This is a genomic window from Mesorhizobium sp. WSM4833, from assembly GCF_055811095.1.
The window spans coordinates 44,723-59,523 of record NZ_JBVVQG010000024.1 but is presented as its reverse complement, the minus strand read 5'-3'; the positions used below and the strand labels follow the sequence as shown (position 1 = coordinate 59,523).

General features: G+C 60.7%; 16 protein-coding genes. 8 read left to right on the top strand and 8 right to left on the bottom strand.

What is annotated here, in order from left to right:
* Positions 1–305 precede the first annotated feature (305 nt).
* The 3 genes from AC0L2D_RS30340 to AC0L2D_RS30330 all read right to left on the bottom strand — a co-directional run bounded on the left by AC0L2D_RS30340 (position 306) and on the right by AC0L2D_RS30330 (position 2,234).
* On the bottom strand, positions 306–818 hold the full coding sequence (locus AC0L2D_RS30340; RefSeq protein WP_473543862.1) for a hypothetical protein: 513 nt from the start codon (positions 816–818) through the stop codon (positions 306–308).
* Positions 819–957: 139 nt separating this feature from the next.
* A complete protein-coding gene (locus AC0L2D_RS30335) occupies positions 958–1,416 on the bottom strand; it encodes a YbjN domain-containing protein (RefSeq protein ID WP_473543860.1) in 459 nt (152 codons plus the stop codon).
* An 11-nt stretch (positions 1,417–1,427) separates the two neighbouring features.
* A complete protein-coding gene (locus tag AC0L2D_RS30330) occupies positions 1,428–2,234 on the bottom strand; it encodes a helix-turn-helix transcriptional regulator (RefSeq protein WP_473543858.1) in 807 nt (268 codons plus the stop codon).
* A 66-nt stretch (positions 2,235–2,300) separates the two neighbouring features.
* On the opposite strand from AC0L2D_RS30330, the gene AC0L2D_RS30325 reads away from it, so the two are divergent.
* Entirely contained in the window at positions 2,301–3,941 is a 1,641-nt protein-coding gene (locus AC0L2D_RS30325; RefSeq protein WP_473543856.1) for a hypothetical protein, read from the top strand.
* A 24-nt stretch (positions 3,942–3,965) separates the two neighbouring features.
* Here AC0L2D_RS30325 and lepA read toward each other — a convergent pair whose 3' ends face one another.
* Entirely contained in the window at positions 3,966–5,771 is a 1,806-nt protein-coding gene (lepA, locus tag AC0L2D_RS30320; protein WP_013528692.1) for a translation elongation factor 4, read from the bottom strand.
* 187 nt (positions 5,772–5,958) lie between these two features.
* Between lepA and AC0L2D_RS30315 the strand changes: the two genes are divergently transcribed.
* From AC0L2D_RS30315 to msrA, 5 genes are all read left to right on the top strand, one after another.
* Positions 5,959–7,038 (top strand): TadE/TadG family type IV pilus assembly protein, encoded by a 1,080-nt coding sequence (locus tag AC0L2D_RS30315; RefSeq protein ID WP_473543854.1) that lies wholly within the window; start codon positions 5,959–5,961, stop codon positions 7,036–7,038.
* A 108-nt stretch (positions 7,039–7,146) separates the two neighbouring features.
* On the top strand, positions 7,147–7,518 hold the full coding sequence (locus AC0L2D_RS30310; protein WP_473543852.1) for an endonuclease domain-containing protein: 372 nt from the start codon (positions 7,147–7,149) through the stop codon (positions 7,516–7,518).
* Positions 7,519–7,790: 272 nt separating this feature from the next.
* Complete coding sequence (locus tag AC0L2D_RS30305) at positions 7,791–8,489, top strand: DUF1223 domain-containing protein (RefSeq protein ID WP_473543850.1); 699 nt, start codon at positions 7,791–7,793, stop codon at positions 8,487–8,489.
* A 107-nt stretch (positions 8,490–8,596) separates the two neighbouring features.
* Positions 8,597–8,875: a hypothetical protein gene (locus AC0L2D_RS30300; protein ID WP_224619062.1), complete on the top strand. Its 279-nt coding sequence runs from the start codon at positions 8,597–8,599 to the stop codon at positions 8,873–8,875.
* A gap of 142 nt (positions 8,876–9,017) precedes the next feature.
* Positions 9,018–9,755 carry a peptide-methionine (S)-S-oxide reductase MsrA gene (gene msrA / locus AC0L2D_RS30295; protein ID WP_473543848.1) on the top strand — a complete coding sequence of 246 codons (738 nt, stop codon included), beginning with the start codon at positions 9,018–9,020 and terminating at the stop codon, positions 9,753–9,755.
* 62 nt (positions 9,756–9,817) lie between these two features.
* Here msrA and AC0L2D_RS30290 read toward each other — a convergent pair whose 3' ends face one another.
* The 3 genes from AC0L2D_RS30290 to AC0L2D_RS30280 form a co-directional block, all read right to left on the bottom strand.
* Positions 9,818–10,318, bottom strand: coding sequence for a hypothetical protein (locus tag AC0L2D_RS30290; RefSeq protein ID WP_473543846.1), 501 nt, complete (start codon positions 10,316–10,318; stop codon positions 9,818–9,820).
* Between the two features lie 72 nt (positions 10,319–10,390).
* A complete protein-coding gene (locus AC0L2D_RS30285) occupies positions 10,391–10,678 on the bottom strand; it encodes a hypothetical protein (RefSeq protein WP_082827512.1) in 288 nt (95 codons plus the stop codon).
* Positions 10,656–10,928 (bottom strand): DUF4242 domain-containing protein, encoded by a 273-nt coding sequence (locus AC0L2D_RS30280; protein WP_013528685.1) that lies wholly within the window; start codon positions 10,926–10,928, stop codon positions 10,656–10,658. The genes AC0L2D_RS30285 and AC0L2D_RS30280 overlap by 23 nt, the downstream gene beginning before the upstream one ends.
* Positions 10,929–11,141: 213 nt before the next feature.
* On the opposite strand from AC0L2D_RS30280, the gene AC0L2D_RS30275 reads away from it, so the two are divergent.
* Together AC0L2D_RS30275 and AC0L2D_RS30270 are read left to right on the top strand one after the other, a co-directional pair.
* Positions 11,142–13,076 carry an ATP-binding protein gene (locus tag AC0L2D_RS30275; RefSeq protein ID WP_473543844.1) on the top strand — a complete coding sequence of 645 codons (1,935 nt, stop codon included), beginning with the start codon at positions 11,142–11,144 and terminating at the stop codon, positions 13,074–13,076.
* Between the two features lie 26 nt (positions 13,077–13,102).
* Positions 13,103–13,735, top strand: coding sequence for a helix-turn-helix transcriptional regulator (locus AC0L2D_RS30270; RefSeq protein ID WP_473543842.1), 633 nt, complete (start codon positions 13,103–13,105; stop codon positions 13,733–13,735).
* Positions 13,736–13,792: 57 nt separating this feature from the next.
* Here AC0L2D_RS30270 and AC0L2D_RS30265 read toward each other — a convergent pair whose 3' ends face one another.
* Entirely contained in the window at positions 13,793–14,797 is a 1,005-nt protein-coding gene (locus AC0L2D_RS30265) for a cytochrome d ubiquinol oxidase subunit II (RefSeq protein ID WP_473543840.1), read from the bottom strand.
* Between the last annotated feature and the right edge of the window lie 4 nt (positions 14,798–14,801).

Here is a 14,801-nt window from a genome sequence, read left to right as displayed (position 1 = left end):
CATCCTCAATGCAAAAGCACGCGATGCGCGCAACGAGTTCGCGAGTGCAACTTGACACCCCAGATAGTCGCTCTCCCACAAGGGGAGAAGGTCAGAAGCGTCAGCGCCCCTTCAAGTGCAGGGCTAGCCGGTGGATCGCTGCGATCATCTGACGGGTTGAAAATGGCCGGCGCGAATGCCGGTGAGGCAGTTGCCTGAGCCCGCGCCGGCCACTGGCGAACCTGGGTCCGCCGCCCGGATTTTTTACCGCCCCGCCGATGCCCGATCAACCAGGCCGGACGTTTGGTACGCAAGCGGACAAAGCCTCACCGGGCCGGCTTCAGCAGCGTCCAGATCCAGCCGGCAAAGGTCAGCACCAGGAACGGATAGCCGGCGGCGGGCAGCGGTGCGGAGGTCGGCAGCAAGGGCGCGCCCCAGATAATCATGCAAGCCGAGACGACAAACAGCACGGCCGCCACGAGCGCGGCGAGCCGCATCCACAGGGCGAATGTCTTCGGCGCGCTGATCATGACCAGTGCCGCCGCCCAAAGCGAGATGCCGCCGACATAGGAAGGCACGCTGGCCTCCAGCCCCGCCGCATTGCCCGCCATCAGCAGGGTTTCGCCGGCCAGGAAGGTCAGGAACCCGGCAGCGACGCAGTCATTGCCCAGCCGCTGGTATTTCATCGTCAACAGCGCGGTCGCGACCACGAGGGCTGCGCCGTCGATCGTCCAGAGCGTCTCGCGCAGTGGAGCACTGGCGACGAAGGTGCCGGCCAGGCCGAAGGCGCCGCCGATAGCGAGGCCGAGGGAGGCGATGGTGTCTGAAGTGGTGCGCATATGATTTCTCCCCGAGCCAGGCTAGGGATACCGAAGGGGCAAAGCGGCACGACAATTGGCCCTCTGTTGATGGCACCTTAAATGCCGAGAGCCGAACATTGCAGCAACGACGACGCGATGTCGGATACTATCAACCGACCTAAGGGGATTTAACATCCCTGCCCTCAGAGGCTTCGTTGATAAGCTTGCGCGTTTCTATGATACAAGATTCGACAAGCATTATAATAGCTTCTAGTCGAGCCTTCGCTTTACTTGAAAACTGATCGAAAAAGAAGTCCAACTCCAAAATTATGTCATCGTCATCATCAAGATATAACTTCGAAAATCGAAATGTCGAATTATATTTATTAACATGTGACAGAGTCACGCCGGTATCGGCTCCGAACACACTAACTCGAAATTGGATATTGCTCATATTAGAAATTGACTCATCTGAATGTGGGTATATAGTTACTTTGTAACCGCCCGCTGCAGATTTTATTATTCCAGCTTCGGCTTCCAATTTGGCGCGATAGCCCAAATCCTGGAGCAACGTAGCGACGGTTTCCGCATAAGAGCTCTCGATTTCAACACCCGCGCTGGTATCGGTGTCAGCCATATCCAAGATCCTTAGTCAGTAACATTAGAAAATGATTTAAAGTTATTTGGCTGCATTGCGCTGCTCGGCGTAGCGTTACTATTTCGTGCAGCAGGACTAGGAGTCGGTAGCTCAACTGATTCAGCCGGCTCGAATTTATTTATCTCTTTTGCATAGTAACTGTTATCGACAGTACTAGAAAATGCTGCATTAGGAGCTGACTCCTGTATCTTACTAAATAAATTCTCGTTAAAAAAACTGCGGGAACTCGGTGCCCTTTGTTGCTTCAGTAGGATAGATCTTACACCAATAGGCGTTAAGCTGGCTCCCTCATTATCTACTATCTGATTAATCTTCAGTCTCCCCACTTTACGGGATTTAACTAACCCTCTGGCTCGGAGGTTAGATAACGCCCGGGTCACAGTCTCTGCGCGGAGTCCAGTTTTCTCTTGAATATCAGAATTACTAATACCATTGTGATTGCTTGACTTTATCGCCGCAAGAATCCTGTCACTCACGGAGGTCTCAATCTCTGGTCTGGGTAAAAACGGTCGAATTCGTCGAGCTAGCCGTGCGGTTGCAAGATCGGACGCAAGCATCCAAGCGGTGGCGTCAAGCCCGATGTCTAAATTTATATCTCGTTCAAACACAAGTTTAGCGCGAGCGCGCCCAAAGGCTTCCTCTATCAGAGCGATATCTTGGGACTCACCAGACAACAGGGCGTCTAGCAATAAAGCCTTTAACCTGTCGCGACTACTGCTGGCATCGGCCCAGTCATTCCGGTCCATTGCATCCACAAGCAATTTGCTGAAGCGCTCGATCGAAGTGATATTTTTCAATACTGACACCTGCGTGACGTGATTTCGTAAAGTCCGACACCGCGCAATATGTAGGATGGGAATCAATTGACGTCAATTGACATTGCGAGGCCAGCGGCGCGCCCCAAAACGCCTTCTGACGCCCTAGCGGCTATCGCGAGTGCGCTGTTCGAGGTGGAGTGCTCGAACAACCCCTCTAGCGAGGACCTGGAAATTTGGCTTAATGACGCGACCAATAGGCTCATAGAAGAGTCTGACTCCACCTACGATTTGGAAGAATGGACCCTTGATGGGCCTGTGGTTGTGGATCTTGCTCTGCGAGGCTTTACGGGTTGGCCAGTTCCTCCGCCCTCAAGCTTTGAAGATTTTCTTATCTGCGTCCGTGCGCTGCAGTCGCTTGACCGATGGCATCTCCCGTTGGTTTTCAGAGAGAATCCGCATCCACTGCCAAAGCTTGAAGATCATGCCCTGGCCGAGGATAGATTGGTCATAGAGAAGCTGTTTGGCTCGTCAACGGGCGGCGCTGTAATACCAGGCTCTGCTTGGGGCCGCAGCTTGGGTAGGCCAGAGGAATGGGATGGATCGGACCCCGTTCTAGGTATGGATCCTCCTGTACCGCTGTTGGTTGAGGGGCGGCCAATGCTATTGCGCACACTTCTGGAGGCTACGGCTTTCCTGCCTTCAAGCCTTCCGATCCAAAATCTGCACGGCGACAAAAGTCCCGAGCGATGCGTTAGCCTCAAATACGCTTTTGATATTTGGTCAGACGCATTGACGATGCCCGTGCCGGACACCAGCAATAAAATTGGGATCGCCCCACTTCTGGAGAGCGAAGCCGACGCTGAGATCATATTGTTTGATAAAAGGACAAGGTACTGCATAAGGTCGCTCGTAGAGAGGAGACGAATTACGTCGATTCTAGATAAAGCGTTCTCGGAAAAGGTGTCCTTTTTGATATTCCCTGAGTGTGCGATCGACGAATCAGAGATTATCTGGCTAAAAAAGGAGATAATAGCGAGGGCTCGAAATTATACCAGAACAACATCAGAGCTACCAAGCATAAAATACATATTTGTCGGACTTTCTAGGTGTTCTCCTGGTGACAATTCCCTAAATTCGAGCCAAAATTTCGTCGCTATCTTTGATGCGACTGGGCGCGAGCTGTTCAGGCAATCCAAGATTTTTTCTTGGGACCTAGATCGAAGTCAGATAGAGCGGTTTGGCTTGGACATTGATCTCGGGGTGGACGCAGATGTACTATATGAGAACATAGAACTCGGCGAAGAACTAATCGTATTCGATCTCGCTTATGCCGGACGAATCATAAATCTAATCTGTGCCGATGTGAGCGCGAACGTCCCGGGAGATTGGCTTTTTACACATATTCAAGCAGACTGGATCAACGCTCCAATATTCGATAAATCGACCTGTTGGACCTTTGATCCAACAGGAATAACGGGCCCGTGGATCACGAGACGGGCAAAGCGCGCATCTTTGTTATCAAAGAGTAGAATAGTGGTTACCAATAGCATGGCCTTCACCGCTCGCCTGAATCGGGCTAACACGCGGCGAGGTGATGATGTTAGAGTTTACAGGTATTGCGGAATCGGACTACTCATTGACTCTGTAAGAGAGGCTGCAACTTTCAAACAGATTTTTGCCGAAATGGAACACACTACTCCGATAGTTATGGCCGAAACGTGGGGCGACAATTGGGAGAAACTTTAAGTTTCTGGCGCGCCAACCGGCTTCTCAATCCCCCATCTTCAGCGCCTGGATAAACGCCTCCTGCGGGATATCCACCTTGCCGAACTGGCGCATCCGCTTCTTGCCTTCTTTCTGCTTGTCCAGCAGCTTGCGTTTGCGCGAGACGTCGCCGCCGTAGCATTTGGCGGTCACGTCCTTGCGCAGCGCCGAGATGGTTTCCCGCGCGATGACCTTGCCGCCTATTGCCGCCTGGATCGGGATCTTGAACAGGTGGTTCGGGATCAGCTCCTTCAACTTCTCGCACATCTGCCTTCCGCGCTTTTCCGCCGCCGTGCGGTGCACCAGCATGGACAGCGCGTCGACCGGCTCCTCATTGACCAGGATCGACATCTTGACGAGGTCGCCCTCGCGGTAGTCGGTCAGGTGGTAGTCGAAGGAGGCGTAGCCCTTGGAGATCGACTTCAGCCGGTCGTAGAAATCGAAGACGACCTCGTTGAGCGGCAGATCGTAGATCAGCATGGCGCGCTTGCCGACATAGGACAGGTCGGCCTGGATGCCGCGCCGGTCCTGGCAGAGCTTCAGGATACCGCCGAGATAGTCGTCGGGGGTCAGGATGGTGGCGCGGATCCAGGGCTCCTCGATCGCCGAGATCTTCACCACGTCGGGCATGTCGGCCGGGTTGTGCAGTTCCTTCATCGAGCCGTCGGTCAGAGCCAGCCGATAAACGACGCTCGGTGCCGTGGCGATCAGGTCGAGGTTGAACTCGCGCTCCAGCCGCTCCTGGATGATTTCGAGATGTAAGAGGCCAAGGAAGCCGCAGCGATAGCCGAAGCCGAGCGCTGCGCTGGTCTCCATCTCAAAGGAGAAGCTGGCGTCGTTGAGGCGCAATTTGCCGACCGCGGCGCGCAGATCCTCGAAATCGGCGGCGTCGACCGGGAACAGGCCGCAGAACACCACCGGCTGCGCCGGCTTGAAGCCGGGCAGCGCCTTGGCGGTGGCGCGCTTGTCTTCGGTGATGGTGTCGCCGACGCGGGTGTCGGCCACTTCCTTGATCGAGCCGGTGAAGAAGCCGAACTCGCCGGGGCCGAGCTCCTCGACATTGATGCGCGCCGGCGTGAACACGCCGGTGCGCTCGACCAGATATTTGGCGCCGGTGCCCATCATGCGGATGGTCTGGCCCTTCTTCAGCACGCCGTCGATGACGCGCACCAGCACGATGACGCCGAGATAGGCGTCGTACCAGCTGTCGACCAGCATCGCCTTCAGGGGCGCCGTGGCGTCGCCTTCGCGCGGCGGCGGCAATTGGTGGACGATGGCCTCCAGGACATCCGGAATGCCAAGGCCGGTCTTGGCCGAGATCAGCACGGCGTTGGAAGCGTCGATGCCGATCACCTCCTCGACCTGCTCGCGGATGCGCTCGGGCTCGGCGGCCGGCAGGTCGACCTTGTTCAGCACCACGACGATCTCGTGGTTGTTGTCGATCGCCTGGTAGACATTGGCCAGCGTCTGCGCCTCGACGCCCTGGGAGGCGTCGACCACCAGCAGCGAACCCTCGCAGGCGGCCAGCGACCGCGACACTTCATAGGCGAAGTCGACATGTCCGGGCGTGTCGATCAAATTGAGGATATAGTCCTCGCCATTGTTGGCGCGGTATTTCAGCCGCACCGTCTGCGCCTTGATGGTGATGCCACGCTCGCGCTCGATGTCCATCGAGTCCAGCACCTGCTCCTTCATGTCGCGCAGCTCCAGCCCGCCGGTCAGCTGGATCAGCCTGTCGGCAAGCGTGGATTTGCCATGGTCGATATGGGCGACGATGGAGAAATTGCGGATGTGGTCGAGGGGCGTGCTCATGGCGCGCGTTTAGCAGGGGTGGCTTGCCCGAGCAAGCTGTGCGCCTTTGCCGGAGCAGGCAGCACGGGCACCTGTCGCCTTTTTCGCGCTTTTCGCGAAAAATCTATAAATTTTAACCAAGCCCGTTAGAGCATAATTTGCGAACGGGATGTTAGCGGAGGGAAATATCTGATGTAAGGACGAAGGCATGCGGGGGCTTGCAGGCAGTTTTATCGAGTCGCGGAGCGGCTCGTTCGCACCGATACTCATTCTTGCCATGATACCGTTGATCACCGCGATCGGCTTTTCCGTCGACTACACCTCCGCTGTCCAGACCAGGTCGACCGAGCAGGCGGCACTCGACGCCGCGATCCTGTCGATCACCACGATGGATACGGCCTCGACGAAGCCGCAGCGCCAGGTGATGCTCCAGGATACCTACAGAGAAAACGGCGGGCGGGGCGCAGCGACCCTGAACAGCTTCGACGTCAGCGCCAACGGCACCGCCACCGCGCAGGCCTCGGCAAGTTTCGCCATGCCGACCGTGTTCATGCAGATCGCCAGGATTCCTTCGGTGGCAGTCGGCGTTACGTCGGCGGTGAACAAGGCGCCGGCTTTGGTGGAGGCCACCTTCAAGGTCACCGGCGTGTCGGGCTACTGGAACAAGAAAATGACGCTCTACGGCACGATGTTCGGTGCCGCAGCGGGCAAGCCGCTGATGACGATCGACTATGCCTATGGCAAGACTGGCGATCCGAAAGGCTACGGCACCACGACCGTCAGCGTTCTCACCACCGATTCAGCCGGCAAGACGGTCACCACGGTGGCCCAGAAGCAGGTCTGCAAGCTCGTCGATTCCAGCACGCCCGCTGGCGCGGTGATCCTGACCGACGGGTTCCAGACGAAATATTACTGCGTCGATACGATGTATCCCGCCGATGGCGCCGGCGCGCAGATCAATGTCAGCCAGATGGCCGGCCTCTATCTGCAGATGGATGTGCCATCGGGCAACCCAAGCAAGCTCATGTCGAACGATCCGACCACGTCCAACAGGCTCTACAGCGGCCTCAAATCGGACCAGACGGGCGCTATCGACTACAACGAGATGGCGACCGGCCAGATCGTTGATATCTTCGGCCTCGTGCCTTGCGGCGCGACAGCCTACCAGGCCTGGGAAGACGGCGGCAACAAAGTCCCGGCGCCCGTCAGCAACGCCGACTTCTTCTACAACGTGACCGGCAAATGCGACTTCAACAAGCGGCCCAACAACACGCGGCTGACGCAGTAGATGCTGCTCCTCTTGCCTTCTCCCCTTGCGGGAGAAGGTGGATCGGCGCGTAGCGCCGAGACGGATGAGGGGTGCTGGACGGAGCGCAATAGCCGGCTAATCTAAGCCATGCCGCATCAACCTGTCCCGCCAGCCAAACGAAGCTTCGCCCGTTCGCTCCGGTGTGTAATGACGGAAGCGGAAGACCGGCTGTGGCATGAACTGCGCGACCGCAGGCTCGACCGGATAAAATTTCGGCGCCAGGTTCCCATTGGAAAGTACATTGCCGATTTCGTCTGCTTCGAAGCAGGCTTGGTCGTCGAGATCGATGGCAGCCAGCATGCGGAGTTGGAGTCTGACCGCGTCCGCAAAACTCACCTGGAAGAGAAAGGCTTTCGCATTTTGCGCTTTTGGAACGATGACGTTCTGAAAGACATGAACGCCGTTTGCGATACCATCATCGCCTATGTGCGGGATACCAGCCTACAGCCTTGGCGGTAGGGGCGCGTTCTTCCCTTCTCCCCCTGTGGGAGAAGGTGGATCGGCGCGTAGCGCCGAGACGGATGAGGGGTGTTCCAGCGGAGTGAGACGTTGGCTTTCCCTGGAACACCCCTCATCCGTCGCCTGCGGCGACACCTTCTCCCACAGGGGGAGAAGGGAAGAACGCCTGCGGCCCGATCACAAACCGGTGAGCGCTGTAACGAAGGCGCCGACAGCGGCGAAGTGGGGATATCTGCGGTGCTTCCAGGCGCCGCCGCCCACGGAGCAAGCCGATGTCAGGGTCCAACACGTTCATCAAAATGCCCAGCCTCTCGGCGATTGCGCTGGCAGCGTCGCTCGGTGCGGCCGCCGCCCAGCCGCTCAGCGTGGTCGAGCTGTTCACCAGCCAGGGCTGCTCGTCCTGCCCGCCGGCCAACGCCAATCTGATCAAGGTCAAGGACCAGCCGGGCGTACTGGCGCTGTCGTTCAACGTCACCTATTGGGACTATCTCGGCTGGAAGGATATCTTCGGAAAACAGGAATTCACCCAGCGCCAGGTCAGCTACGAGCCGGCGCTCGGCCATGACGGGCCGTTCACGCCGCAAGTGGTGGTCAACGGCCATGCCGATGTCGTCGGTGCCGCACCCGGCGAAATCGAAAAGCTGATTGCGGCGAGCGGCCGGGCAAGCGGCCCGGCATTGTCGCTCGATGGCGGCAGGATCAGCATCGGCGCCGGCGCCGCACCTGGCGGCCGCGCCGATGTCTGGCTGGTGCGCTATGCCAAGGGCGTCGTCGAGGTGCCTGTGGCGCGCGGCGAAAACACCGGCCGCACCTTGCCGCACGCCAATGTCGTGCATGCGCTCGAAAACCTCGGCAGCTGGACCGGCGCGGCCGCGACGTATCCGCTGCCCGCCGCATCCGGCGGCCTGAGCACCGCCGTGCTCGTGCAGTCGCCCGGTGGCGGACCGATCCTGGCTGCTGCGACCGACTAGATCGCGCTTCGACAAGAAATTGCGCAACGCCGCATGGAGCGGCGCCGCATAGCACGGCCGTCAAGAGGACGCGCCTTCAACGACCGACCAACCCCAAGGAGACCATCATGACCACTTCCCGCCTGACGCTGCCGGCGCTCGCTCTCGCTCTGTGCTCGACGGCGCTGTTTGCCGGCGGCATCGCCCGTGCCGACGACGCGACCAATGCGATGAAGCCGGCTGCAAATGCCATGAAACCGGCCGCGGATGCGATGAAGCCGGCCGCAGACGCCATGAAACCTGCAACGGGTGCGATGAAGCCTGCCGACCCGATGGCCACCAATTCCATGAAGCCGGCGGCTGACGCCATGAAGCCGGCAACGGATGCGATGGCTCCGGCCAAGTAAAGGCGGTGCTGTTTCCGGCTTCGGTCCCGCGGGTCCGAAGCCGGATGCACGTGAAAGTGAGGCTTCGGCCGCAACTCGCCCGTCGCATGATCGTATCTTATCCAATAGACTCCACATGATGGACGTCACAGGAGCTCAAGCCATGACCGACATTCAAAAACCAGTCATCAGACAATCGTCGAACGTCTTCCGCAGCGCGCTCGCCGTTCTTGCGCTGGCCGCCGCTGGCGCCGCCTTCTGGCTGACGCCGGCGGTTTCGGCCGAGGACGCGGTGAAGATCCCGCCGCCGGCACTCGACGAGAAGGCGGCCACCGGCACTGAAAAGGCAATCTTCGCCGGCGGTTGTTTCTGGGGCGTGCAGGGCGTGTTCCAGCACGTCAAGGGCGTGACCAGGGCCGTCTCCGGCTACACCGGCGGCGACAAGGACACCGCCGTCTACGAGACGGTCGGCTCAGGCCGTACCGGGCATGCCGAATCCGTTGAGATCACCTACGATCCGTCGAAGGTGACCTACGGCCAGCTGCTGCAGGTCTATTTCTCGGTCGCCCACAACCCGACCCAGCTGAATTTCCAAGGTCCGGACTCCGGCACGCAGTACCGCTCGACGATCTTCGCCGAAAACGATGCCCAAAAGAAGATCGCGCAAAGCTACATCGCCCAGCTCGACCAGGCCAAGGTGTTCCCGGAGCCGATCGTCACCACGCTGGAAACCGGCAAGACCTTCTATCCGGCCGAGAACTATCATCAGGACTTCCTGACGCTGAACCCGACCTATCCCTACATCGTCTACAACGACCTGCCCAAGGTGGCGAACTTGAAGGCCCTGTTCCCGACGCTCTACAGCGAGAAGCCGGTGCTGGTGCTGGCGGCAAGCAACTGAGAATGCGCAATCTCCCCCTCGCGGGGGGAGATTTGCGCACTCAGCCGCCCCGCCTCTGCCGGCTACATGGCCTTCATCGCGTCACACGACACAGTCGGGTTCATGTCGGCGAAGGTGCCGGCCGGGTTCTTCTTCCAGGCCCAGACATGCAGTTCATAGAACGGGCCTAGACCGTAGCGGTTGGGCGCGCTGTCGAAATTGAACAGCTGCCCTCCCAGCGAAGCCGGACCTTTCGAGGTGATGTACTCGACGGCCACCAGCTTCAGCTTGCCGTTTGCCATCGGCTCGTACATCACCGCCTCGGGCTTGGCGAGTTCGACCGCATCGTCCTTCAGATAACCGGCATTGACATAGTGGATGCCCATGGCGCCGCCGGTGATGCCGCTGGCGCAAGGGATCGGCGCATAGCCCTCGGCCGTCGCCATCGCCACGTTCTCGAAGCGGCTGTTGGCTGCCCGCACCTTCTCGTCCAGCGCGCCAGCGTTGTGAGCATTGGCCGCGGTGGCCGCGATCGACAGGATCGACAGGTTGATGAGGTGTTTGGTCCACAGATGGATGTTCATGTTCTCTCCTCCTTGTTGATGGCGCGCGGGAGCAGCCGCTCCCGCTGCGACGTCGGATCTCGGCTGCACGCATCATTGGTACCGGGTGAAGTCCCAGTAGTGCGGCAGCCCCTCGAGCTCCGGCAGGCCGATGTCGCGTCTCAGATAATCGTCCTGCGGAGGCAATCGACGCCGACTCTTGCGCAATGGCGCGAACAGCAGCGAGGCCAGCCGCCAGAAAGCCCGGCCCGGTAACGGGTCTCGTCCGACGGGTCTCGACGCCGCCGACGGCCCGCTGAACGATTCGTCAGGCACGCTGCCGTCGCCGCGAAGGGCAGTTTGATGCTCATCGATCGGGTCAACGGTAAAAGTAAGGGTCAAGAACCCGCACCTCCGTGATCTTGTCGACAGGCAGCGCGTTTTTCTGGGCCGTGCTGCGGATCGCTTCCGGCGAAGGCGCGTCATAGATGCAGAAGCTCTGCTTCTTGTCGGGCGAGACGAAGGACTGCACCCAGGTCACGCCTTTCTCCGCGTTGCGCATGATGACGCCGCCCAGCGCATCGGCGCCGGCATCGTTCACCGGCACGCTGAGGCCGTTGGGAAATGTACGTTCAACCACATAGCGAGGCATATCAGGTTCCTTTGCTGTTTCACGCCCGGTTTTGAGCGCGGAGGACATTGATCACGCTCGCCAGGGGCGCGCATCGGAACCTTTCCCTATGTTTCGTGGGACGATTCCCCATGTTAACGGCGTTCACTGCTGGAGCCACAAAGCCGATACCGGGCCGCGCTATCCTGCCTGACGAAAGCGGGGTGCGGCAGCGACCCGGATCACGAAAAGCGGATGATCATGCTTCTGGAACGGCAGACACAGCTGGAGCAGCTGGACGGACTTCTCGCCGAAGCCGCGCGTGGTCGCGGCAGCGTGGTGGCGTTGTCGGGCGAGGCCGGCGCCGGCAAGACCGCACTGGTCGAGGCCTTCGTCGCCGGCGCGGCCAAGGCTACGCGCATCTTGCGCAGCGCCTGCGAGGACCTGTCGATCCCCGATCCGCTCGGGCCGCTCTATGACCTCGCCCGCGAGGCGCAATGGGCGATGCCGCAGGCGATCGACGCTAGGCAGGGTCAGCGGCTGCCACTGTTCTCCGGTGCCCTCGACGTGTTCGAGACAAGGACCCAGCCGACGCTTCTGGTAATCGAGGATCTGCATTGGGCGGACGACGCGACGCTCGATTTCGTCCGCTTTCTTGGCCGGCGCATCGCCAACACCCACATCCTGGTCCTGTTGACGGCGCGCACCGACCGCAGCGAAGGACAGGCGCGTGTGCGCCGGGCGCTGGGTGAAATTCCGTCGGGCAACGTTGCCCGCATCGACGTGCCGCTGTTGAGCGAGGCGGCCGTCCTGTCGCTCGCCAGCGCTGCCGGCCGCGATGGCGACGCCATCTACCGGGTCACCGCCGGCAATGCCTTCTTCGTCACCGAGCTCCTGTGCGCCGACAATGAGATGACGCCACCGGCCAGCGTGCGGGACGCCGTTGTGGCGCGGGCCGAACGGCTGTCCGCCGGTGCCCGCTCGATGCTCGACGCGGTGTCGGTGTTTCCCAGGCGGGCCGATGCTTGGGCTCTGCAGGGCCTGTGCGGCGTCGCCAGCGCCGGACAGCTGGCGGAATGTGTGTCGAATGGGCTGCTCGACGATCTGGGCGATGGCTATGCCTTCCGCCATGAAATCGCACGCCGCGCCATCGAGATGATGCTGACGACAAGTTACAGGAGACTGTTCAACCAGCGCGCGCTGTCGGCGCTGCTTGAAAATGGCGGCGTCGCCACCGCACGCCTGGTCCATCACGCCGTGGAAGCGCACAATTTCGAGGCGGTGCGCGAATTCGCGCCGATCGCCGCGCGCGAGGCTTCGCGTGTCGGCGCCCATCGCGACGCCGCCGGCTACTATGAGGTCGCCTTGCGGCAGGCCGACACCTTGCCCGTGGAAGAACGCGCCGGACTTTACGAGCAGTATGCCTTCGAGTGTCACTTGATCGCCCGCATTGACGAGGCCATCAAGGCGCAGGAACAAGCCCGCGCGTTGCAAAAGGCGCTTGGCAACACGCTGAAGGAAGGCGACAGCCTCAGGTGGCTATCGCGCTTCGCCTATCTGTTGGGCGACCGCCCGGCAGCCGACCTGTTCGGCGCCCAGGCGGTCGCGTTGCTGGAGGCAGTTCCCGCCAGTGCCGAACTTGCCATGGCCTATTCGAACCTTTCGCAGCTGGCGATGCTGGCCGAGAGGCTCGACGAGACCCTGTCGCTGGGCGGCAGGGCGATCGAGCTTGCCGAGCAGCTGGACCGGCAGGATGTCGTTTGTCACGCGCTCAACAATGTCGGCGCCGCCGAGCAGTGGCTGGATCTGGCCAGCAGCCGGCTGCATCTCGCCCGCAGCCTTGAAATCGCGCTGGAGCAGAATTTTCAGGAGCACGCCGCGCGTGCCTTCACCAATTGCGCCTGTGGCGAGATCAACCAATTGGGCTACAGCCAGGCTCAATCCTTCCTCGATCGCGGCATCGACTATTGCGTCGACAACGATCTGGCGACTTGGCGTGACTATATGCGTGGGGTTCGGGCACAGTTGTTGTTGCGTCAGGGATACTGGAACGAAGCTGCCGCCGAGGCTCTGGATGTCATAAGCAATGACCAGGCGACGGCGCTGGTCCGCTATCCCGCTTTGGTGGCCCTGGTGAAACTGCGTCTTCGGCGCGGAGATCCTTCGGCCGAGCCGCTGCTGGCGGAATGAATCGGTTCCTGGAAAGGGGAGCCGAATTGCAGCGGCTGTTGCCGTACGCCGCCATCGTCGCCGAGCAGGCATGGCTCGGCGAGGCGGAAATCGCCGAGGCGCTGCGGCTGATCGACCTTGCCGAGACCCTGTCGCCGACGCGGGCTATGTTTGCCGAACTGGCCAGCTGGCGCCAGATCCTCTCCGCCGGTAGCGACGCGGGGGATACGGCCGGCATGGCCGCGCCGTACCGAATGCTCCTGGCTGGCGACTGGCAAGGGGCGGCCGCGGTCTGGGCGGATCTCAACGCACCTTATGAACGTGCGCTCGCGCTCGCCCAGGGCGATGAGCCGGCGCAGCGTGCGGCACTCGAGATATTCGAGACCCTTGGAGCCAAGCCGGTTGCGAGCCATGTGCGCGAAATCATGCGGCGCAACGGCGTCATTCGCATCGCCCGGGGGCCGCGCCAGACCACGCGCGCCAACAGCGCCGGCCTGACCCAACGCCAGATGGAAGTGCTGCAACTGATCGAGCGCGGCTTCTCCAACAAGCGGATCGCAGAGCATCTGACCATTTCACCAAAAACCGTCGATCACCATGTCTCCGCGGTTCTGGGGAAGCTGGATGCCATCTCGCGTGGCGAGGCCACAGCTGCCGCGCGCGATTCCGGGCTGATCTGAAAGCAGCCCTTCCTGGGGAAAGCGCATGGCGCTTTTGCGTCAAAGAGGTGGAGCGGATCAATCGTAGGTCAGGTCGGTCGCCTTGCCGCCGAACACCCGGTAGGCATAGAAGGAATAGAAGATGATGATCGGCAGCACCACCACGGTGCCGGCCAGGATGATGGCCAGGCTTTCCGGTGCCGAGGCTGCCTGCCAGATGGTCAGGCGATCCGGCACCACGAACGGGTAGAACGACCAGGCGAGGCCGGCAAAGCCAAGCGCGAAGATGGCCGCCAGCGTCAGGAACGGCGTCAGTGAATGGCGGTCGTCGGGCTTCGGCAGATGGAAGGTCTGCCGCCACAGCCACAGGAACAGCAGTGCCGACAGGATCGGCAGCGGCGACAGATAGAGCATCTCCGGCCAGACGAACCATTTGTCGAAGATGCGCGGGCTGGCGAAGGGCGTCGCCAGCGACACTGCCGCCATGCCGAGCGCGGTCAGCACCAGCGTCGTGCGCAGCCAGCGCACCGCCTTCTTCTGCAGCTCGCCTTCGGTCTTGTAGATCACCCAGGCAGCGCCCATCGCCGCGTAGGCGGCGGCAAGGCAGAACGCCACCAGCACGCCGAACGCCATGCCGCCGAGGCCGACATCGAGGCCGAGCACATAGACACCCAGCATGTAGCCCTGCGCCAGCGAGGCGATGAGCGAACCCAGCAAGAAAATACGGTTCCAGCGATGCTTCCGGCCAGCTGGCACCTTGGCGCGGAAATCGAAGGCGACGCCGCGCAGGATCAGCCCGAGCAAAAGCACGAAGACCGGAATGTAGAGCGCCGTCAGGATGACGCCATGCGCCAGCGGGAAAGCGACCAGCAGCAGGCCGACGGCCAGCACGAGCCAGGTTTCGTTGGCGTCCCAGAACGGGCCGATCGCGGCGATCATCGTATCCTGTTCGGCGTCTTCGGCGGCGGCGAACAGGATGCCGATGCCGAGATCGAAACCGTCGAGAATGACGTAGATCAGGATGGCGAGGCCCATCAGGCCGGCGAAGATGAGGGGAAGCGCGGTTGGCCAGTCGAAGCTCATCTTC

Bases quoted from the DNA above. Each gene is read 5' to 3' on its own strand.
- lepA (WP_013528692.1), bottom strand. From the start codon at position 5,771: ATGAGCACGCCCCTCGACCACATCCGCAATTTCTCCATCGTCGCCCAT.
- AC0L2D_RS30275 (WP_473543844.1), top strand. From the start codon at position 11,142: ATGATCATGCTTCTGGAACGGCAGACACAGCTGGAGCAGCTGGACGGA.
- AC0L2D_RS30280 (WP_013528685.1), bottom strand. From the start codon at position 10,928: ATGCCTCGCTATGTGGTTGAACGTACATTTCCCAACGGCCTCAGCGTG.
- AC0L2D_RS30305 (WP_473543850.1), top strand. From the start codon at position 7,791: ATGTCAGGGTCCAACACGTTCATCAAAATGCCCAGCCTCTCGGCGATT.
- AC0L2D_RS30290 (WP_473543846.1), bottom strand. From the start codon at position 10,318: ATGAACATCCATCTGTGGACCAAACACCTCATCAACCTGTCGATCCTG.
- AC0L2D_RS30315 (WP_473543854.1), top strand. From the start codon at position 5,959: ATGCGGGGGCTTGCAGGCAGTTTTATCGAGTCGCGGAGCGGCTCGTTC.
- AC0L2D_RS30300 (WP_224619062.1), top strand. From the start codon at position 8,597: ATGACCACTTCCCGCCTGACGCTGCCGGCGCTCGCTCTCGCTCTGTGC.
- AC0L2D_RS30335 (WP_473543860.1), bottom strand. From the start codon at position 1,416: ATGGCTGACACCGATACCAGCGCGGGTGTTGAAATCGAGAGCTCTTAT.
- msrA (WP_473543848.1), top strand. From the start codon at position 9,018: ATGACCGACATTCAAAAACCAGTCATCAGACAATCGTCGAACGTCTTC.
- AC0L2D_RS30310 (WP_473543852.1), top strand. From the start codon at position 7,147: ATGCCGCATCAACCTGTCCCGCCAGCCAAACGAAGCTTCGCCCGTTCG.
- AC0L2D_RS30340 (WP_473543862.1), bottom strand. From the start codon at position 818: ATGCGCACCACTTCAGACACCATCGCCTCCCTCGGCCTCGCTATCGGC.
- AC0L2D_RS30265 (WP_473543840.1), bottom strand. From the start codon at position 14,797: ATGAGCTTCGACTGGCCAACCGCGCTTCCCCTCATCTTCGCCGGCCTG.